Source organism: Micromonospora sp. NPDC048894 (assembly GCF_040649765.1).
GTDB classification, from domain to species: domain Bacteria; phylum Actinomycetota; class Actinomycetes; order Mycobacteriales; family Micromonosporaceae; genus Micromonospora; species Micromonospora antibiotica.
Map to the genome: position 1 here is coordinate 377474 of NZ_JBEZFY010000001.1, position 14312 is coordinate 391785.

Below are 14312 nucleotides of genomic sequence, written 5' to 3' on the forward strand. Positions count from 1 at the left end.
ATGCGGTGCGGGGTTGGAGTCGCGGTGCGGGGTTGGCGATGCGGTGCGGGGTTGGAGTCGGGTGCAGCGGGTACCGCAGCCGGTATGCGGATCGTGATCGTGGGGGCCAGTGGCAACGTGGGCACGGCGGTGCTGCGCCGGCTGGGCCGGGAACCGGGGCTGGACCTTGTCGGCGTCGCCCGCCGGCTGCCCGGCCCGGACGTCGGGGCACCCTACGCCGGGATGCGCTGGCACTCCTGCGACGTCGGGGCGCCGGGCGCGGTCGACCAGCTCACCGCGATCTTCACGCAGGCCGATGCCGTCGTGCACCTGGCCTGGCAGATCCAACCCAGCCACGACCAACGCACCCTGCACCGGACCAACGTCGGCGGCAGCCGCGCGGTGACCGAGGCCGTCGTCCGGGCCGGGGTGCCCGCCCTGGTGTACGCCTCGTCGGTCGGCACCTACGCGCCCGGCCCGAAGGACCACCCGATCAGCGAGCGGTGGCCGGCTACCGGGGTGCCCGGCTCCTCGTACAGCCGGGACAAGGCCGAGGTCGAGGCGATGCTGGACACCGTCGAGGCCGCACACCCGCAGCTGAGGGTGGTCCGGCTGCGCCCCGGGCTGATCTTCCAACGGGACGCGGGCACCGAGATCACCAGGTACTTCCTCGGGCCGCTGGCCCCGGTGCGGCTGCTGCGGTACGGGCGGATTCCGCTGGTACCGGCCAACCGTCGGCTGCGGATGCAGGCGGTGCACGCCGACGACGTGGCCGACGCGTACGCCCGGGCGGTCCTCGGTGAGGCCCGCGGCGCGTTCAACGTCGCCGCGGACCCGGTGCTGACCCCGGAGCTGGTGGCCCGGCACTTCCAGGGCTGGACGGTGCCGGTGGCCGCCCCGGTGCTGCGTACCGCCGCCGCGCTGACCTGGCGGCTGCGGCTGCAACCGGTGGATGCCGGCTGGGTCGAACTGGGGCTCAACGCACCGCTGATGTCCAGCGCCCGGGCCGAGACCGAACTCGGCTGGCAGCCACGGATCGACGCGGTGACCGCGCTGAAGGAACTGTTCGCCGGGATGGCCCACGGCGCGCACACCGCCGGCCCGCCGATGTCCGGCGACGCCGACCTGCCCGGCCGCCCCGCCGGCCTGCTCCGGGGTCGGGCCCCCGGCCAGGGCGACCCCTACTGACCGGCGACGCCCCGCCCCTCCACCGGCCCGACCCACTCGTGCACGTCCTGTTCGTGTGCGGCCGGCCTGCGTGCGGCCTGTTCGTGCACGTCCTGTTCGAGTGCGGGGCGGTGGCGCAGCGCAGTGCGGGGTGGCGCAGTGCGGGGCTCGGTATGCGGAGGGGGCGGGATGTGGGTGTGCGGTGGGGGCGGGTCGGGTGGGGTGGGTCAGGCGTGGGAGAGGGCGAACGCGGTGAGGAAGCCCAGGACGGTGATCAGGCCGACCAGCAGGTGCGCGTCCTCGAACGCCTCCGGGACCATGGTGTCGGTGATCATCGCGAGGATCGCCCCGGCGGCCAGCGCGGTGATGGTGGCCAGCACCTCCGGTGGGGCACCGCCCAGCAGGGTGTTGCCGAGCAGCGCGGCGACCCCGCTGATCAGGGTGATCGCCGTCCACAGTGCAAAGACGTAGCGGCGGGAGCGGCCGGCCCGGCGCATCCCGGCGGCGCTCGACAGCCCCTCCGGTACGTTGCTGAGGAACACCGCGACCACGGTGACCAGGCTGACCGGGCCGCCGGTCAGCAGGCTCGCGCCGATCACCACCGATTCGGGTACGCCGTCGAGCAGTGCACCCACCGCGATCGCCGACCCCGAACCGGGCTGCTCCTGCTCGGAGGGCTGCTCCTGGCCGGACCGCTTGCGGTGCCGGGCGCCCCGTCGGGCGAGGAGCACGTTCGCCCCGGTGTACGCCAGCGCCCCGCCCGTCGCCCCGAGCGCGGTCGGCAGCAGACCACCCTGATCGTGCGCCTCGGCGATCAGCTCGAACGACACGGCGGAGAGCAGCACGCCCGCGCCGAACGCCATGATCGACGCGACGACCGTGCGGGGCACCCGGGCGAAGTACCCGACAGCTGCCCCGATCAGCAGGGCGGAACCGGCCAACAGGCCCCACGCCCCGGCTTGCAACCACTGTGGCATTCCGGGGACCGTACCCGCCCCGGGAGCACGTCAACCAGACCCGCGCCCGGTCCCGCCCGACGGCACCCGGGCTGCCCGGCGACCCGACGGCATCCGGGTGGCCGGGGACGCGGCGCGGATCGGATGGTCAGAAGTCGGCGAAGAGGTAGGGCAGGGCGCGGGGGAAGAGCCGGCGCAGCTCCGCCGCCGCCTCCGGGCCGACGTCACCCAGCCCCCGCAGGTGCACCTCGGCCGGGTCGAGCACCCCGTAGGCCAGCGCGGACAACCCGGCGGCGGTGAGAGTGACCGCCGGCACCGCGACGCCGGAGGTCACCACCGACCGGCCGGCGGAGGACAGCTCCAACCGACCGGAGGTGCCGTCGAGCAGGTGGGTGCCGGCGAGCCAACGGTCGTCGACCAGCTCCACCCGGACCCGGCCGGGCCCGGCGGGCAGCCCGGCGAGGGCGTCCACACCGAGCAGGCGGGCCATCGGCGCGGGCGAACCGGGTCGGGTCACCCGGGCCTCGACGTGCACGGCCAGATCGGTCAGCCACAGTTCGGGCAGGTCGTCGGCGGGGAGCTGGAGGCTGATCCGCTCCACCTGGTCGACGTGCCGGGCGAGGAACTGCAACAGCAGGGCGCGCGCGTACGGGTCGGCGGCGAGCAGGTCGTCCCCGACCAGTTCACCACCGTGGTCGTCGATCCGGTAGGTGAGCGCGCCGACGACGCTGCCGTCGATCGTCGCGGTGATCAGCCAACGGTCGTCCCGGTCACGCAGCCCGACGTCCCGGAACTCGGGGAAGATCGCGAAGCCGTGCCGCTCCCGCAGGCACCGCTCGGTGAACGACCGGTAGCGGGCGTACCCGGAGCCGATCCGTTCCCAGGTCACCGTGCCGGGCAGCTCGGCGCGCAGCAGCGGAGCCAGGTCGGCCGGGGAGAACCGGGCGGTACGCGCCCGGGGCAGCCCCACGTAACCGAACCGCTCGTAGAAGCTGGCCCGGAACGGGTACAGCGCGCTCACCGGGTGCCCGCCGTCGCGCATCTCGTCGAGGAGTTGACGCAGCAGGGCGCGTACGTAACCCTGGCGGCGGGCCAGCGGGTGGGTGGTCACCCCGGCGACCCCGGCCATCGGCAGCACCGCGCCGCGCAGGTTCTGCCGCATCGGTACGGCGCTGGCGGTGGCCCGCGCCTCGCCGCCCTCCTCGACCACCAGCGTCCGGTTGCCCTTGTTGTAGGGCAGGTAACGGTGGAACGCCTCGACCCGTTCCCGGCTCAGCGGGGACGCTTCGAAGGCGTACGCCTGGAGCGGGAAGCTGGTGGTCAGTCGTTCCTCGGCGGCCAGGCGACGGATGAGCATCCGTCCATCCCAACCCGGCCGGCGGCCGGCCGCAACCCGGTTGGCCCGGTTCAGCCCTCGGTCACGTCGGAGACCACCACGGTGACGTTGTCCGGCGCACCGGCCTGGTGGGCCAGTTTGACCAACTGCTCGCCGCAGTGCTGGCGGTCCTGGTAGCTGGTGAGCGCGCCGTGGATCGCCTCGTCGGCGACGTAGTCGGAGAGCCCGTCGCTGCACAGCAGCACCCGGTCCCCGGCGAACACGGTCAGCACGCCGATCGCGGGTGGCGCGTCCGCCCCCTGCACGGCCCGGGTCACCAGGGACCGCTGCGGGTGGTGGCGGGCCTGGTCGGGGGAGAGCGCACCCTGGTCGACCAGCGCCTGGACGAAGGTGTCGTCCCGGGTTAGCTGGGTCAGCTCGCCGTCGCGCAGCAGATAGCAGCGGGAGTCGCCGACCTGGGCGAGGACCAGGGTGTCCCCGGCGAGCAGGCCGGCGGTCAGCGTCGTACCCATGCCTTCGCGGGCCGGGTCGGCGGAGATGGCGGCGCGGATGCGGCGGTTGGCGGTGGAGACCACGGCCCGCAACGCCTCGGCGGCCTCGTCGGTGCCGGTGGGGGGGACCAGCTCGTCCAGGATGCGGATGACGATCTCGCTGGCCACCTCGCCGGCGGGCAGCCCACCCATGCCGTCGGCCACCGCGACCAGGCGTTCACCGGCGAGGGCTGAGTCCTCGTTGTTGGTGCGGACCAGGCCGACGTCGTTGAGGATGGCCGAGCGGAGGATCAGCGTCATGCGTCAAGCTTGCCGGATACACCCTCCCTCCGTCTCTACGCACTAGTACGTAGGGTGGGAGAAATGATCCCGGTGTCGATGGTGGGTCGCGTCGGAGAGCTGGCGGAGCTCGACCGGGCGTGGTCCACCGTGGCCGGATCGGGCCGGTCGGCACCCGCCGTCACGGTGATCACCGGGGCCGCCGGGGTGGGCAAGAGCCTGCTGGTCGCGGCAGCCGTCGAGCGCCTCGCTCCCCGTCCGGCGGTGATCCTCACCGGCACGGCGCGGGTGCACGATCCGGCCCCCTACGACTGGTTGGCGGCGGTGCTCAGCGTCCGCGACGTCGGGACCCTGGACCTGCCACCGGACGCGCTGGCCTGGCTGGCGCAGCAGCCGACCGCGCCGCGCGAGCGGTACGCCCCCGGCACGCTGCTGCGGCTCGCCGTGCGTACCGTCCGGTTGCTGGTGGGTGCCGGCCCGGCCGTGCTGGTGGTGGAGGACCTGCACGACCTCGACCCGGCCAGCCTCAACCTGGTCGTCGAGCTGGCCACCGCGCCGCAGCTGCCGGCGCTGCTGGTGGTGGCGAGCCGGCCGCCGGCCGACGCGGTCGCACCGGACCTCACCCGCCGCGTCCTGGCCCGCCTCTGCGGGGTACGCGGTGCGGTGCGCCAGCATCTCGGCCCGCTCGGCGTCGCCGAGGTGGCGGAGATCCTCACCCAGGTGTACGACGAGGGCCCGCCACCGGCGCGGGTCTGTGCCGCGGTCTGGCAACGCACCGGCGGCAACCCGTACGCGCTCACCGAGCTGTTGGCCGTACACGCGGGTCGGGGGATGGCGGCGCTGGTGCGTGAGCCGCTGCCGGAACACCTGCGGACGCCGGAGCGCAGGCCCGTGCCCCGGCCCGCCGCCCCACCCGTCGCCGAGCTGACCGGTCGGGAGGTGGACGTGCTCGGCTGCCTGGTCGCCGGGATGTCCAACAAGCAGGCCGCGCGGGCGTTGGGCATCTCGGTGCGGACGGTGACCGTGCACGTGTCGAACCTGCTGCGCAAGACCGGTTCCGCGTCGCGTACCGAGGCGGCGCTCTGGGCGGTGCAGCACCGGGTGCCGGGCGCGGGTCAGCTGCGGGGGTAGCGCAGCAGCAGGCTGGCGGCGACCTCCTCGTCGCCGAGGGCGGCGTAGCCGTGCGGCACGTCGGAGGTCCAGCGCAGGTGGCCACCGGCGGCGGCGGTCAGCGGGGCGTCGAGCGGGCCGGCGCGGAGCATCCCGGCGAAGACCGTGACGTGTTCGGTGACCCCGGGCCGGTGGGCGGGGGAGACCTGTTCCCCGCCGGGACGGACCCGCAACCGGTACAGCTCGTAACTGGCGTCGGTGTCGGTGAACGACTCCAGCAGGGTGGCGACGACCGTGGCGCCCCGCACGGTCGGGGTGGCGGCGGGCCCGGCGAGCACGGCGGCCAGCGGCACGCCGAGCTGGGCGGTGATCGCGTAGAGCGTCTCCAGGGTGGGGTTGCGGGTGCCGTTCTCCAGCGCCGAGAGGGTGGCCTTCCCGACGCCGGCGGCCCGGGCGAGCGTGGACAGGGAGACCCCGCGTTCGATCCGCAGCGCGCGCAGCCGCTGGCCGACCGCCCCGGCGTCGGCGTCGAGCGGGGGCCGGCGGGCTGGGCGAGGCGGGGTCATCCGGCTATGGTGCTACACGCCGCCGTTCCATAAACGGAACGATGGGCGACCCGACCCGACCCGGCACGCCGGGGCGGTCTGCGGGTCGTCGGCGGGAACGGACGCGCGGGAGGCTGTGGTGGGGGATCGGTTGCAACCGGTGCTGGCCGGCGTGGTGACCGCCGTGGTCGGCTTCGCCAGCTCGTTCACCGTCGTGCTCGCCGGGCTGCGGGCGGTCGGCGCCAGCGAGGCGCAGGCCGCCTCCGGGCTGCTCACGGTGAGTGTCGCCGCCGGAATCTGCGCTGTCTGGCTCGGCCTGCGGCACCGGATGCCGATCGCGATCGCCTGGTCCACGCCGGGCGCGGCGCTGCTGGTCGCCACCGGGCCGGTCCCCGGCGGCTGGCCCGCCGCCGTGGGCGCGTTCGCGCTGTGCGGGCTGCTCATCGTCACCGCCGGCCTCTTCCCCGCCCTCGGCCGGGCGGTGGCCGCGATCCCCGCCCCGGTGGCGGCCGCGATGCTGGCCGGGGTGCTGCTGCCGCTGTGCACCGCCCCGGTACGCGCGCTGGTCGAGGTGCCGGCCCTGGCCGCCCCGGTGATCGTCACCTGGCTGGTGCTGCACCGGTTCGCCCCCCGGTGGGCGGTGCCGGCCGCGCTGGTGGCGGCGGCGGTGGCGATCGCCCTGACCACGACCGGCGTGGGAGTCACCCCCGGTGACCTGCGGCCGGTGGTGTCGCCGACCGTGCCGGCGTTCACCCTGCCCGCCGTGTTCGGCCTGGCGCTGCCGCTGTTCCTGGTCACCATGGCCGCGCAGAACGTGCCCGGCACGGCGGTGCTGCGCGGCTTCGGCTACCGGCCGCCGCTCGCCCCGGCGCTGCGCGCCACCGGGCTGGCCAGTGCGCTCGGTGCCGCCACCGGCGGACACGCCGTCAACCTCGCCGCGATCACCGCCGCCCTCGCCGCCGGCCCCGACGCCCACCCCGATCCGGACCGGCGCTGGATCGCCTCGGTGACCGCCGGCATCGGCCTGGCGCTGCTCGGGCTCGGCGCCGGCGCGGCGACCACGCTGGTGCTGCTCTCCCCGCCGGTGCTCATCGAGGCGGTCGCCGGGCTCGCGCTGCTCGGCGCGTTGGCCGGTGCACTCTCCTCGGCGCTCGCCCCCGCCCCCGCGTCCGACCCACAGAGCCGGGAGGCCGCCGTGGTGACGTTCGTGGTCACCGCCTCGGGGGTGAGTCTGCTCGGCGTGGGTGGGGCGTTCTGGGGACTGTTGGCCGGCTGGCTGATGCTGCTGCTCTTCCAACGCCGGACGCCGGCTCCGGCCCAGTCCGGGCAGGTCACGGGGCGCTGACGGTCGCCTCGACCGCCACCACCCGCAGTCGCGCGTCCGGCACGTACTGTTCGACGGTCGCCGCGAACTCCAGCGCGTGCTCCCGGCTGTCCAACAACACCAGGGCGTGCCCGGTCGCCTGGTCCGCCTCGCCCGACCCCCACCAGCCACGGACGAACCCCGGGCTCTGCCGGGCCACCTCCGCCATGACCAACTCCTTCCGGCTTCTTCCGGACCTCTTCCCGCTGCATCCTGGAGGTGAGTCCTCGGCGGGCGGTGATACCTCTACGGGTCCTTTAGAGCTGATGACGTTGACGGCTCACCCACTCCCACCCCGCCGGATGGCTCTGAATCACCCCGTTCAAGACGGTGGCTCAGGCAGCCGGGGCGACCCGCGGGGTTGCTTTGCGCGCCGAGGCGGCCGGGTCGTCGATGATTCGTTTACGTCATCAGCTCAAAAGGATGCGTGGCAGGGTTGTTGCCCCGGCCGGTGGGATCGATCGGCGCACGCGAGCAGCTGAGATCCCCGCGCGACGCAAGCGCGCCGCCGCCCGGCGGCCCGCCCGGCGCGGCCGACCGGCCGCCGACAGCCCGTCTCCGGCCAGCGCAGGTGGTGAGGGGCGGGGCGGGTCACTCCTCCGGAGGCAGGTCGCCGACGGGGACGTGCAGGCGTACCTGGTCGTCGGTGACCGTGGCGATCTGGTCGGCCAGCACGTACACCGCGCCGGTGCGGGCCAGTTCGGTGGAGACCTTGAGGTAGCCGGTGCGCAGCAGGCGGGCGGCGAGGTCGGCCGGGACGTCCGGCTCCTCGACGGCCACCGACTCGATCAGCTCGTCCAGGCTGCCGCCCGGGTCGGCGGTCGACGCCTGCACGGTCACCGCGTTGGGGTCGCCCCGCTGGACGAGGTCGACGGTGCCGATCTCGACCCCCACGGTGTCGACCACCCGCATGCCGGTGGTGACCCGGGAGATGACCGCCCGCTCTGCCATGCCCTGCTGCTCCATCCCCGGGCGGTTCCCTGCCCCACCCACCGCTAAACCGCCGGGCCCCAGGCACCGGGCGGGCGCGGGGACAGCTCCCGCCAGGCGTCCGTGCCCTCCAGCAGGGCCCGGACGGTCTCCTCGGCCTCGTCGGCACTGCCGTGCTCGTAGAACTGGGAGACGCCCTCCGCGCCGCCGGCCCGCTGCTCGACGTGCCACCGGTCGGCGTCGACCCGGAGGAAAACGTCCCGCCGGGCCAGTCGTCCCCATTTGCCGTTCCACCAGTGCCTACGCTGTTCCATGGCCGGACTCTATCGAACATGTGTACGACAGAAGTCGGCCCCTGCGAGAATTCCGCAGGGGCCGATGTGCACCGGTCGATCAGCGCGGGGCGGGCGGCTCCGTCCGGCGTCCGAGCACGTCGTCGAGCGCGCCGCGCTGCCCCGGAGCGGTGTGCCCCCCGGCCAGCAGCGCGTCGCGGATCTCGGTGAGCAGCTTGACCTCCTCGCTGGGGGCGGCGGGCGGCGGCTCCTCGCCCCGCTTGCGCCGCTCGGCGAGCCGGTTCATCGGGTAGACGACCAGGAAGTAGAGCGCCGCCGCGGTCAGCGCGAAGGTGATCGCCGCGTTGACGAAGGCCACCCAGTCGAACGGGATGTCGCGGAACTTCGGCGTCGAGCCGCTGAGGCCCTTCTGGTTGCCGGTGATCAGCACGATGATGACCCGGACCAGTGGTTCGAGGAACGACTTGGTCAGCTGGGTGACCACGCCCGTGAACGCGGCACCGATGACGACACCGACCGCCAGGTCGACGACGTTGCCGCGCATGATGAAGTCTTTGAAGCCCTTGAGCATCTGCTGCACTCCTGTGCCGTCCGATTCTCCGTCGGGGACAACCTATGCCCCGGACGGCGGCTCCAGAAAGGCCCCGGCCTCGATCGCCGCCCGCCCGGGATCGCCGTCCCGGATCGCCGCCACCAGTCGGCCGTGGTCGACGTACCGCTGGGGTTGCAGGGTGTCGCCGATCGCGTGCGCGACGGTGCTGCGCAGGGCCGCGCCGACCGAGGCGTACAGCTCGGCCAGCATGGCGTTGTGGGCGGCGGCGACCACCGCCGTGTGCAGCGCGACGTCCGCCTCCACGAACTCGCCGACCCGGCCCGACCGCCAGGCGGCCTCCCGGGTGGCGAGCGCGCCGTCGAGCGCCACCAGATCTTCCGGGGTACGCCGCAGCGCGGCCAACCGGGCCGCCTCGACCTCGAACGCCCGGCGGACCTCGACCACCTCGGCCATCCGGTCGTCGGTGAGCCGGCGGGCCACCACCGGGGCCAGCTCGTCGGTCGACACCACGTACGTCCCGGAGCCCTGCCGGCACTCCAGCACCCCGGCGTGCACCAGCGCCCGGACGGCCTCACGGACGGTGTTGCGCCCCACCCCGAGCGCCGTCACCAACTGCGGCTCGGTGGGGATGCGTCCACCGACCGGCCATTCGCCGCCGAGGATCCGGCCCCGGAGCTGCTCGATCGTCTGGTGCACCCGCTGACCGCGCGGGGGCACGGGTGGGGAATCGACGGACGGTGTCACCGGTTACACCAACTGCCGAAATTCATCCCATGATTGTAGGTTCGAGGTCATGACCCCGCCAACCGCACCCGCCGTCGAGGCGCCGATCGAACCGCTCGCCCACCGGCCGGCCCACCGCGCCCCGTCGCCGGCCACCGGCGGCGCGCTGGTGCTGGTCGGGATGCTGCTGGTCGCGCTCAACCTGCGGGCCGCGGTGACCAGCCTCGGCGCGCTGCTCGACGAGGTACGCACCGGGCTCGGTCTCTCCGGCACGATGGCCGGGTTCGTCACCACCCTGCCCACCATCGCCTTCGCCGGTCTCGGCGCGCTCACCCCGTGGCTGATCCGCCGCTGGCCCGCAGCCCGGGTGCTGGTGGTGGCGATGCTCGCCCTCACCGTCGGTCAGGTGCTCCGGGTGGTCACCGACTCGGCGGCGATCTTCGTGTTCACCAGCGCGCTCGCCCTGGCCGGCATCGCGGTGGCGAACATCCTGCTGCCGATGCTGGTCAAGCAGCACTTCCCGCACCGCACCGGGCTGGTCACCGGGGCGTACACGATGGCCCTGACGGCGGGTACGACGGTGGCCGCCGCCTCCGCCGTGCCGGTGGCGCACGCCTTCGGCTCCTGGCGGGCCGGGCTGGGCGTGTGGGCGGCGTTGGCGGCGGTGGCCGTACTCCCGTGGGTGCCGCTGGCGTTGCGGGCGCGCGCCGCCCGACGGACCGCGCCTCCGACGGCGGGCCCGGCCGTCCGCACCCGGGTCCAGCCGGCCCGCACCCGGCTCGGCTGGGCGATGGCGGTCTACTTCGGCGCGCAGTCACTGAGCGGGTACGCGGTGATGGGCTGGCTGGCCCAACTCTTCCGGGACGCCGGCTTCCGGCCGGAGAGCGCCGGACTGCTGCTCGCCGGGGTCACCGCGCTCGGGGTGCCGGTCGCCCTGCTGATGCCGACGCTGGCCGGTCGGCTCCGGACGCTGCGCCCGCTGGTGTTCGGGCTGACCGCGTTCTCCGCGGCGGCCTACCTGGGGTTGGCGCTCGCACCCCGGGACGGGGCGCTGCTGTGGGTGCTGCTGCTCGCCTTCGGCCAGGGCGCGTTCCCGCTGATCCTGACCACCATCGGCCTGCGGGCCCGCACCGCCGACGGCACGGTGGCGCTGTCCGCCTTCGCGCAGAGCACCGGATACGTGATCGCCGCGCTCGGGCCGCTGCTCGTCGGGGTGCTCTACGAGGCGACCGGTGGGTGGACCGCGCCGATGGGCTTCCTGCTCGCCGCGCTGGCGGTGCAGACGACCGCGGGCATGGTGATCGCTCGTCCCCGGTTCATCGAGGACGAGCGGTGAGGAAACCGGTCAGGACGAGGCGGGGGTGGGATCGCCCGCGACGGCCTCGTCGACCGTCGGGTAGGTGTGCAGCACCTCGACCAGCCCACTGACCTCGAGGATGCGCAGCACGCCGCGCTGCGGGGCGGCCAACCGGACCACGCCGCCGGCCTCGTCGCAGCTGTTCTTGGCCCGGACGAAGACCGACAACCCGGTCGAGTCGCAGAACGACACCTCGGCCAGGTCGAACACCAGCCGGCTGCGCCCCTTGTCGAGCAGGTCGGTGATCTGGTCCTGCAACTGCGGTGCGGTCGCCATGTCGAGTTCGCCCGCGACCGACACGACGACGACGTCGCCGCGCTGTTCCGTGTGCACCGTCAGGGACATTCAGACCTCCTGTTATTGGTGGAACGGTATCCCACGAACAGCGGGACACGCAGAACGGGAGCGCTTCCGGTGGGACCGATCATTCCTTTGCCGCGGGGCAACTACCGGGTCTGCCTCCGGTGATAGAGTCCGGCCGGCCCAGCTCACAGGAGGTAACCATGGCGTTGACCGCAGACGGAGGCGACCGACTCGTCGAGCTACTGACCGGGCACGGCGAGCGGGTGGTGCAACGGTGGACCGAGGTCGTCGCCGCCTCGCTGCGCGGTCGGCTCAGCCAGGCCGAGCTACGCCTCCAGGTGCAGGAGCTGCACGCTAGCATGATCAATGCCGGCGGTGCCGGCCTGGCCGACCTCCAGGACCCTGCGGCGGGCGAGCTGCGGGCGGTGCTCGCCGACCTGTCCCGCAGCCGGGCCCGGCAGAGCTTCACCGCCACCGAGACCGCGACCAGCATCTACGCCCTCAAGGACGTCCTGGTCGAGCTGGCCGAGACCGCCGGCGTGGAGTTGTCGCTGCGGGACGTCGTTGACTTCACCGGCCTGGTCGACCGGATGGGGCTGCTCACCTTCGAGACCTACGTGCAGACCCGCGAGGGGCTGATCGCCGACCAGGCCGAGCAGCTGCTCGAACTCTCCACCCCGGTGGTGAAGATCTGGGACGGTGTGGTCGCCGTGCCGCTGGTCGGCACCCTCGATTCGGCCCGCGCCCAGGTGGTGATGGAACGGCTGCTCCAGACCCTTGTCGACACCGGCTCGCCGTACGCCATCATCGACATCACCGGCGTGCCGGCGGTCGACACCCAGGTCGCCCAGCACATCCTCAAGACGGTGGTGGCCGCCCGGCTGATGGGCGCCGACTGCATCATCTCCGGCATCCGCCCGCAGATCGCGCAGACCATCGTCGCGCTCGGCATCGAGTTCGGCGACATCGCCACCAAGGCGAGCCTGGCCGACGCGCTGCGGCACGTGCTGCGGCTCACCGGGGTGGAGACGTCCCGCCGCCACCCGCGTCGGGAGGCGTGATGGAACGGGTGCCGATCCTCAAGATCGGCGACATCCTGCTGGTCTCCATCCAGATCGACATGTCCGACCAGACGGCGGTCACCCTCCAGGAGGACCTGGCCGAGCGGATCGTCGCGACCGGCTGCCACGGCGTCATCATCGACATCACCGCGCTGGACATCGTCGACTCCTTCGTCGGCCGGATGCTCTCCACCATCGCCTCGATCTCCAAGGTGCTCGACGCCGAGACGGTGGTCGTCGGGATGCGTCCCGCGGTCGCCATCACCCTGGTCGAGCTGGGCCTGTCGCTCAACGGAATCCGCACCGCGCTGAACGTGGAGCGGGGCATGGAGCTGATCGCGGCGACCCGCGACGACGACCTCGGGTACGACGACGACCCCGAGGACGTGGAGTCCGGGACGGCGGCGACATCGTCATGACCGCGGGAGTCGACCTGGGCCCGAAGACCCAGGCGATCGGCAGTGACGAGGACGTCGTCCGGGTCCGTCAGCTGGTGCGTACCGTGGCGGTGGCGGTCAAGCTCTCCCTCGTCGACCAGACGAAGCTGGTGACCGCCGCGAGTGAGCTGGCCCGCAACACCCTCATCTACGGCGGTGGCGGCACCGCCGAGGTGACGGTCGTCGAGGACGGCCGGCGGCGCGGCGTGCGGATCGTCTTCGCCGACTCCGGGCCGGGCATCGCCGACCTGGGTCTCGCCCTCACCGACGGCTACACCACCGGCGGTGGCCTGGGCCTCGGCCTCAGCGGCTCCCGTCGACTGGTCGACGACTTCGACATCCAGACCGCCCCCGGTGAGGGCACCCGGATCACCGTCACCAAGTGGTCCCGATGATCCACGACGTGGTGCCGGACGCGGGCCACTGGTACCGGGTGGAGAGCGGCAGCGCCGCCAGCACCGTGCGACGCGCGGCGGAGCGCCTCGGCGGGCAGCTCGGCCTCGGTGAGAACCGGGTCGCCGAACTGGCCATCGTCGCCGCCGAGCTGACCAGCAACCTGGTGAAACACGCCCAGGAGGGTGTCCTGCTGCTGCGCCCGGTGCGCACCGGCGACGCCGCCGGGGTGGAGCTGATCGCGGTCGACTCCGGCCCCGGGATGGCCGACCTGACCGTCTCCTCCCGCGACGGCCATTCCACCACCGGCACCCTGGGCATCGGCCTCGGTGCCATCACCCGACAGGCCAGCTGGTACGACGCCTGGTCCCGGCCGGGTCGCGGCACCGTCTTCGCGGTGCAGGTGTGGGCGAAGGAGGTGCGGGCCACGCCGGCCTGGGCGGCGGGGCTGACCCGGCCGATCACCGGCGAGCAGGTCAGCGGCGACAGCCACGCGATGCGTACCGAACAGGGGCGGCACCAGGTGCTGGTCTGCGACGGGCTGGGCCACGGGCCGTTGGCCAACGTGGCCGCCGAGGCGGCCGTCTCCGCCTTCCGGGTCGCGCCGGCCGGTCCGCCCGCCACCGTGGTGACGCACCTGCACCGCGCGATGTCGCACACCCGGGGGGCCGCGTTGGCGGTGGCGGAGCTGGACCCGGCGGCGGGTCTGCTGCGCTACGCCGGGCTGGGCAACATCGCCGGGACGGTGCTGGCCCCGGACGGCACCCGCCGGGGGCTGGTGTCGCTGCCCGGCATCGCCGGCCACCAACGTCCGACGGTGCGTGAGTACGACTACCCGTTCCCGGCCGGCGCGACCCTGGTGATGCAGAGCGACGGGGTGGTGGACCGGTGGCGGTCCGAGGACTATCCGGGGCTGACCGGGCGGGCGTCGGTGGTCGTCGCGGCGACCCTGCTGCGCGACGCCGGAATCCGCCGGGACGACGCCTGCGTGCTGGTCGCGAGAACTCCGTCGTGACCGCCCGCGAGCCACTCCTGC

Annotated in this window: 18 protein-coding genes; 8 read left to right on the top strand and 10 right to left on the bottom strand. The window is 73.7% G+C overall.

Features of this window, described 5'->3' with window-relative positions:
- Nucleotides 1-84: 84 nt before the first annotated feature.
- Nucleotides 85-1167: an NAD-dependent epimerase/dehydratase family protein gene (locus AB0C22_RS01785; protein WP_357532916.1), complete on the top strand. Its 1083-nt coding sequence runs from the start codon at nt 85-87 to the stop codon at nt 1165-1167.
- Nucleotides 1168-1373: 206 nt separating this feature from the next.
- On the opposite strand, the gene AB0C22_RS01790 is transcribed toward AB0C22_RS01785, so the two are convergent.
- From AB0C22_RS01790 to AB0C22_RS01800, 3 genes are all read right to left on the bottom strand, one after another.
- Entirely contained in the window at nt 1374-2123 is a 750-nt protein-coding gene (locus AB0C22_RS01790) for a ZIP family zinc transporter (RefSeq protein ID WP_357021516.1), read from the bottom strand.
- A gap of 127 nt (nt 2124-2250) precedes the next feature.
- Nucleotides 2251-3459, bottom strand: a complete 1209-nt coding sequence (locus AB0C22_RS01795; RefSeq protein ID WP_219465710.1) for a GNAT family N-acetyltransferase — start codon at nt 3457-3459, stop codon at nt 2251-2253.
- 50 nt (nt 3460-3509) lie between these two features.
- Nucleotides 3510-4229: a PP2C family serine/threonine-protein phosphatase gene (locus AB0C22_RS01800; protein WP_208565430.1), complete on the bottom strand. Its 720-nt coding sequence runs from the start codon at nt 4227-4229 to the stop codon at nt 3510-3512.
- A 63-nt stretch (nt 4230-4292) separates the two neighbouring features.
- On the opposite strand from AB0C22_RS01800, the gene AB0C22_RS01805 reads away from it, so the two are divergent.
- Nucleotides 4293-5339: a LuxR family transcriptional regulator gene (locus tag AB0C22_RS01805; protein ID WP_357532919.1), complete on the top strand. Its 1047-nt coding sequence runs from the start codon at nt 4293-4295 to the stop codon at nt 5337-5339.
- Here AB0C22_RS01805 and AB0C22_RS01810 read toward each other — a convergent pair.
- On the bottom strand, nt 5324-5884 hold the full coding sequence (locus tag AB0C22_RS01810; RefSeq protein WP_357532921.1) for a helix-turn-helix domain-containing protein: 561 nt from the start codon (nt 5882-5884) through the stop codon (nt 5324-5326). The genes AB0C22_RS01805 and AB0C22_RS01810 overlap by 16 nt on opposite strands.
- Before the next feature lie 118 nt (nt 5885-6002).
- Between AB0C22_RS01810 and AB0C22_RS01815 the strand changes: the two genes are divergently transcribed.
- On the top strand, nt 6003-7208 hold the full coding sequence (locus AB0C22_RS01815) for a benzoate/H(+) symporter BenE family transporter (RefSeq protein ID WP_357532923.1): 1206 nt from the start codon (nt 6003-6005) through the stop codon (nt 7206-7208).
- On the opposite strand, the gene AB0C22_RS01820 is transcribed toward AB0C22_RS01815, so the two are convergent.
- From AB0C22_RS01820 to AB0C22_RS01840, 5 genes are all read right to left on the bottom strand, one after another.
- Nucleotides 7195-7395 (bottom strand): hypothetical protein, encoded by a 201-nt coding sequence (locus AB0C22_RS01820; protein WP_219465724.1) that lies wholly within the window; start codon nt 7393-7395, stop codon nt 7195-7197. The two genes, AB0C22_RS01815 and AB0C22_RS01820, sit on opposite strands and share 14 nt — an antisense overlap.
- Before the next feature lie 422 nt (nt 7396-7817).
- Nucleotides 7818-8177, bottom strand: a complete 360-nt coding sequence (locus AB0C22_RS01825; protein ID WP_219465726.1) for a hypothetical protein — start codon at nt 8175-8177, stop codon at nt 7818-7820.
- Nucleotides 8178-8221: 44 nt separating this feature from the next.
- Nucleotides 8222-8470, bottom strand: a complete 249-nt coding sequence (locus AB0C22_RS01830; RefSeq protein ID WP_208565435.1) for a hypothetical protein — start codon at nt 8468-8470, stop codon at nt 8222-8224.
- Nucleotides 8471-8549: 79 nt separating this feature from the next.
- A complete protein-coding gene (gene mscL, locus AB0C22_RS01835; protein WP_219465729.1) occupies nt 8550-9020 on the bottom strand; it encodes a large conductance mechanosensitive channel protein MscL in 471 nt (156 codons plus the stop codon).
- A gap of 42 nt (nt 9021-9062) precedes the next feature.
- Entirely contained in the window at nt 9063-9746 is a 684-nt protein-coding gene (locus AB0C22_RS01840) for an FCD domain-containing protein (protein ID WP_357532926.1), read from the bottom strand.
- A 160-nt stretch (nt 9747-9906) separates the two neighbouring features.
- Here AB0C22_RS01840 and AB0C22_RS01845 point away from each other — a divergent pair, with 160 nt between their 5' ends.
- Entirely contained in the window at nt 9907-11061 is a 1155-nt protein-coding gene (locus AB0C22_RS01845) for an MFS transporter (protein ID WP_357533341.1), read from the top strand.
- A gap of 9 nt (nt 11062-11070) precedes the next feature.
- On the opposite strand, the gene AB0C22_RS01850 is transcribed toward AB0C22_RS01845, so the two are convergent.
- On the bottom strand, nt 11071-11427 hold the full coding sequence (locus tag AB0C22_RS01850) for an STAS domain-containing protein (RefSeq protein ID WP_067310147.1): 357 nt from the start codon (nt 11425-11427) through the stop codon (nt 11071-11073).
- A gap of 158 nt (nt 11428-11585) precedes the next feature.
- Here AB0C22_RS01850 and AB0C22_RS01855 point away from each other — a divergent pair, with 158 nt between their 5' ends.
- From AB0C22_RS01855 to AB0C22_RS01870, 4 genes are read left to right on the top strand one after another with little or no spacing between them, the layout of a single operon-like run.
- Nucleotides 11586-12446 (top strand): STAS domain-containing protein, encoded by an 861-nt coding sequence (locus AB0C22_RS01855; RefSeq protein WP_219465735.1) that lies wholly within the window; start codon nt 11586-11588, stop codon nt 12444-12446.
- A complete protein-coding gene (locus tag AB0C22_RS01860) occupies nt 12446-12865 on the top strand; it encodes an STAS domain-containing protein (protein ID WP_219465738.1) in 420 nt (139 codons plus the stop codon). The genes AB0C22_RS01855 and AB0C22_RS01860 overlap by 1 nt, the downstream gene beginning before the upstream one ends.
- Nucleotides 12862-13278 carry an anti-sigma regulatory factor gene (locus AB0C22_RS01865; RefSeq protein ID WP_219465741.1) on the top strand — a complete coding sequence of 139 codons (417 nt, stop codon included), beginning with the start codon at nt 12862-12864 and terminating at the stop codon, nt 13276-13278. Before AB0C22_RS01860 ends, AB0C22_RS01865 begins: the two co-directional genes overlap by 4 nt.
- The gene (locus AB0C22_RS01870) at nt 13275-14291 is read left to right on the top strand and encodes a SpoIIE family protein phosphatase (protein ID WP_219465743.1); all 1017 of its coding nucleotides are present in this window, start codon (nt 13275-13277) and stop codon (nt 14289-14291) included. Before AB0C22_RS01865 ends, AB0C22_RS01870 begins: the two co-directional genes overlap by 4 nt.
- The last annotated feature ends 21 nt before the right edge of the window (nt 14292-14312 follow it).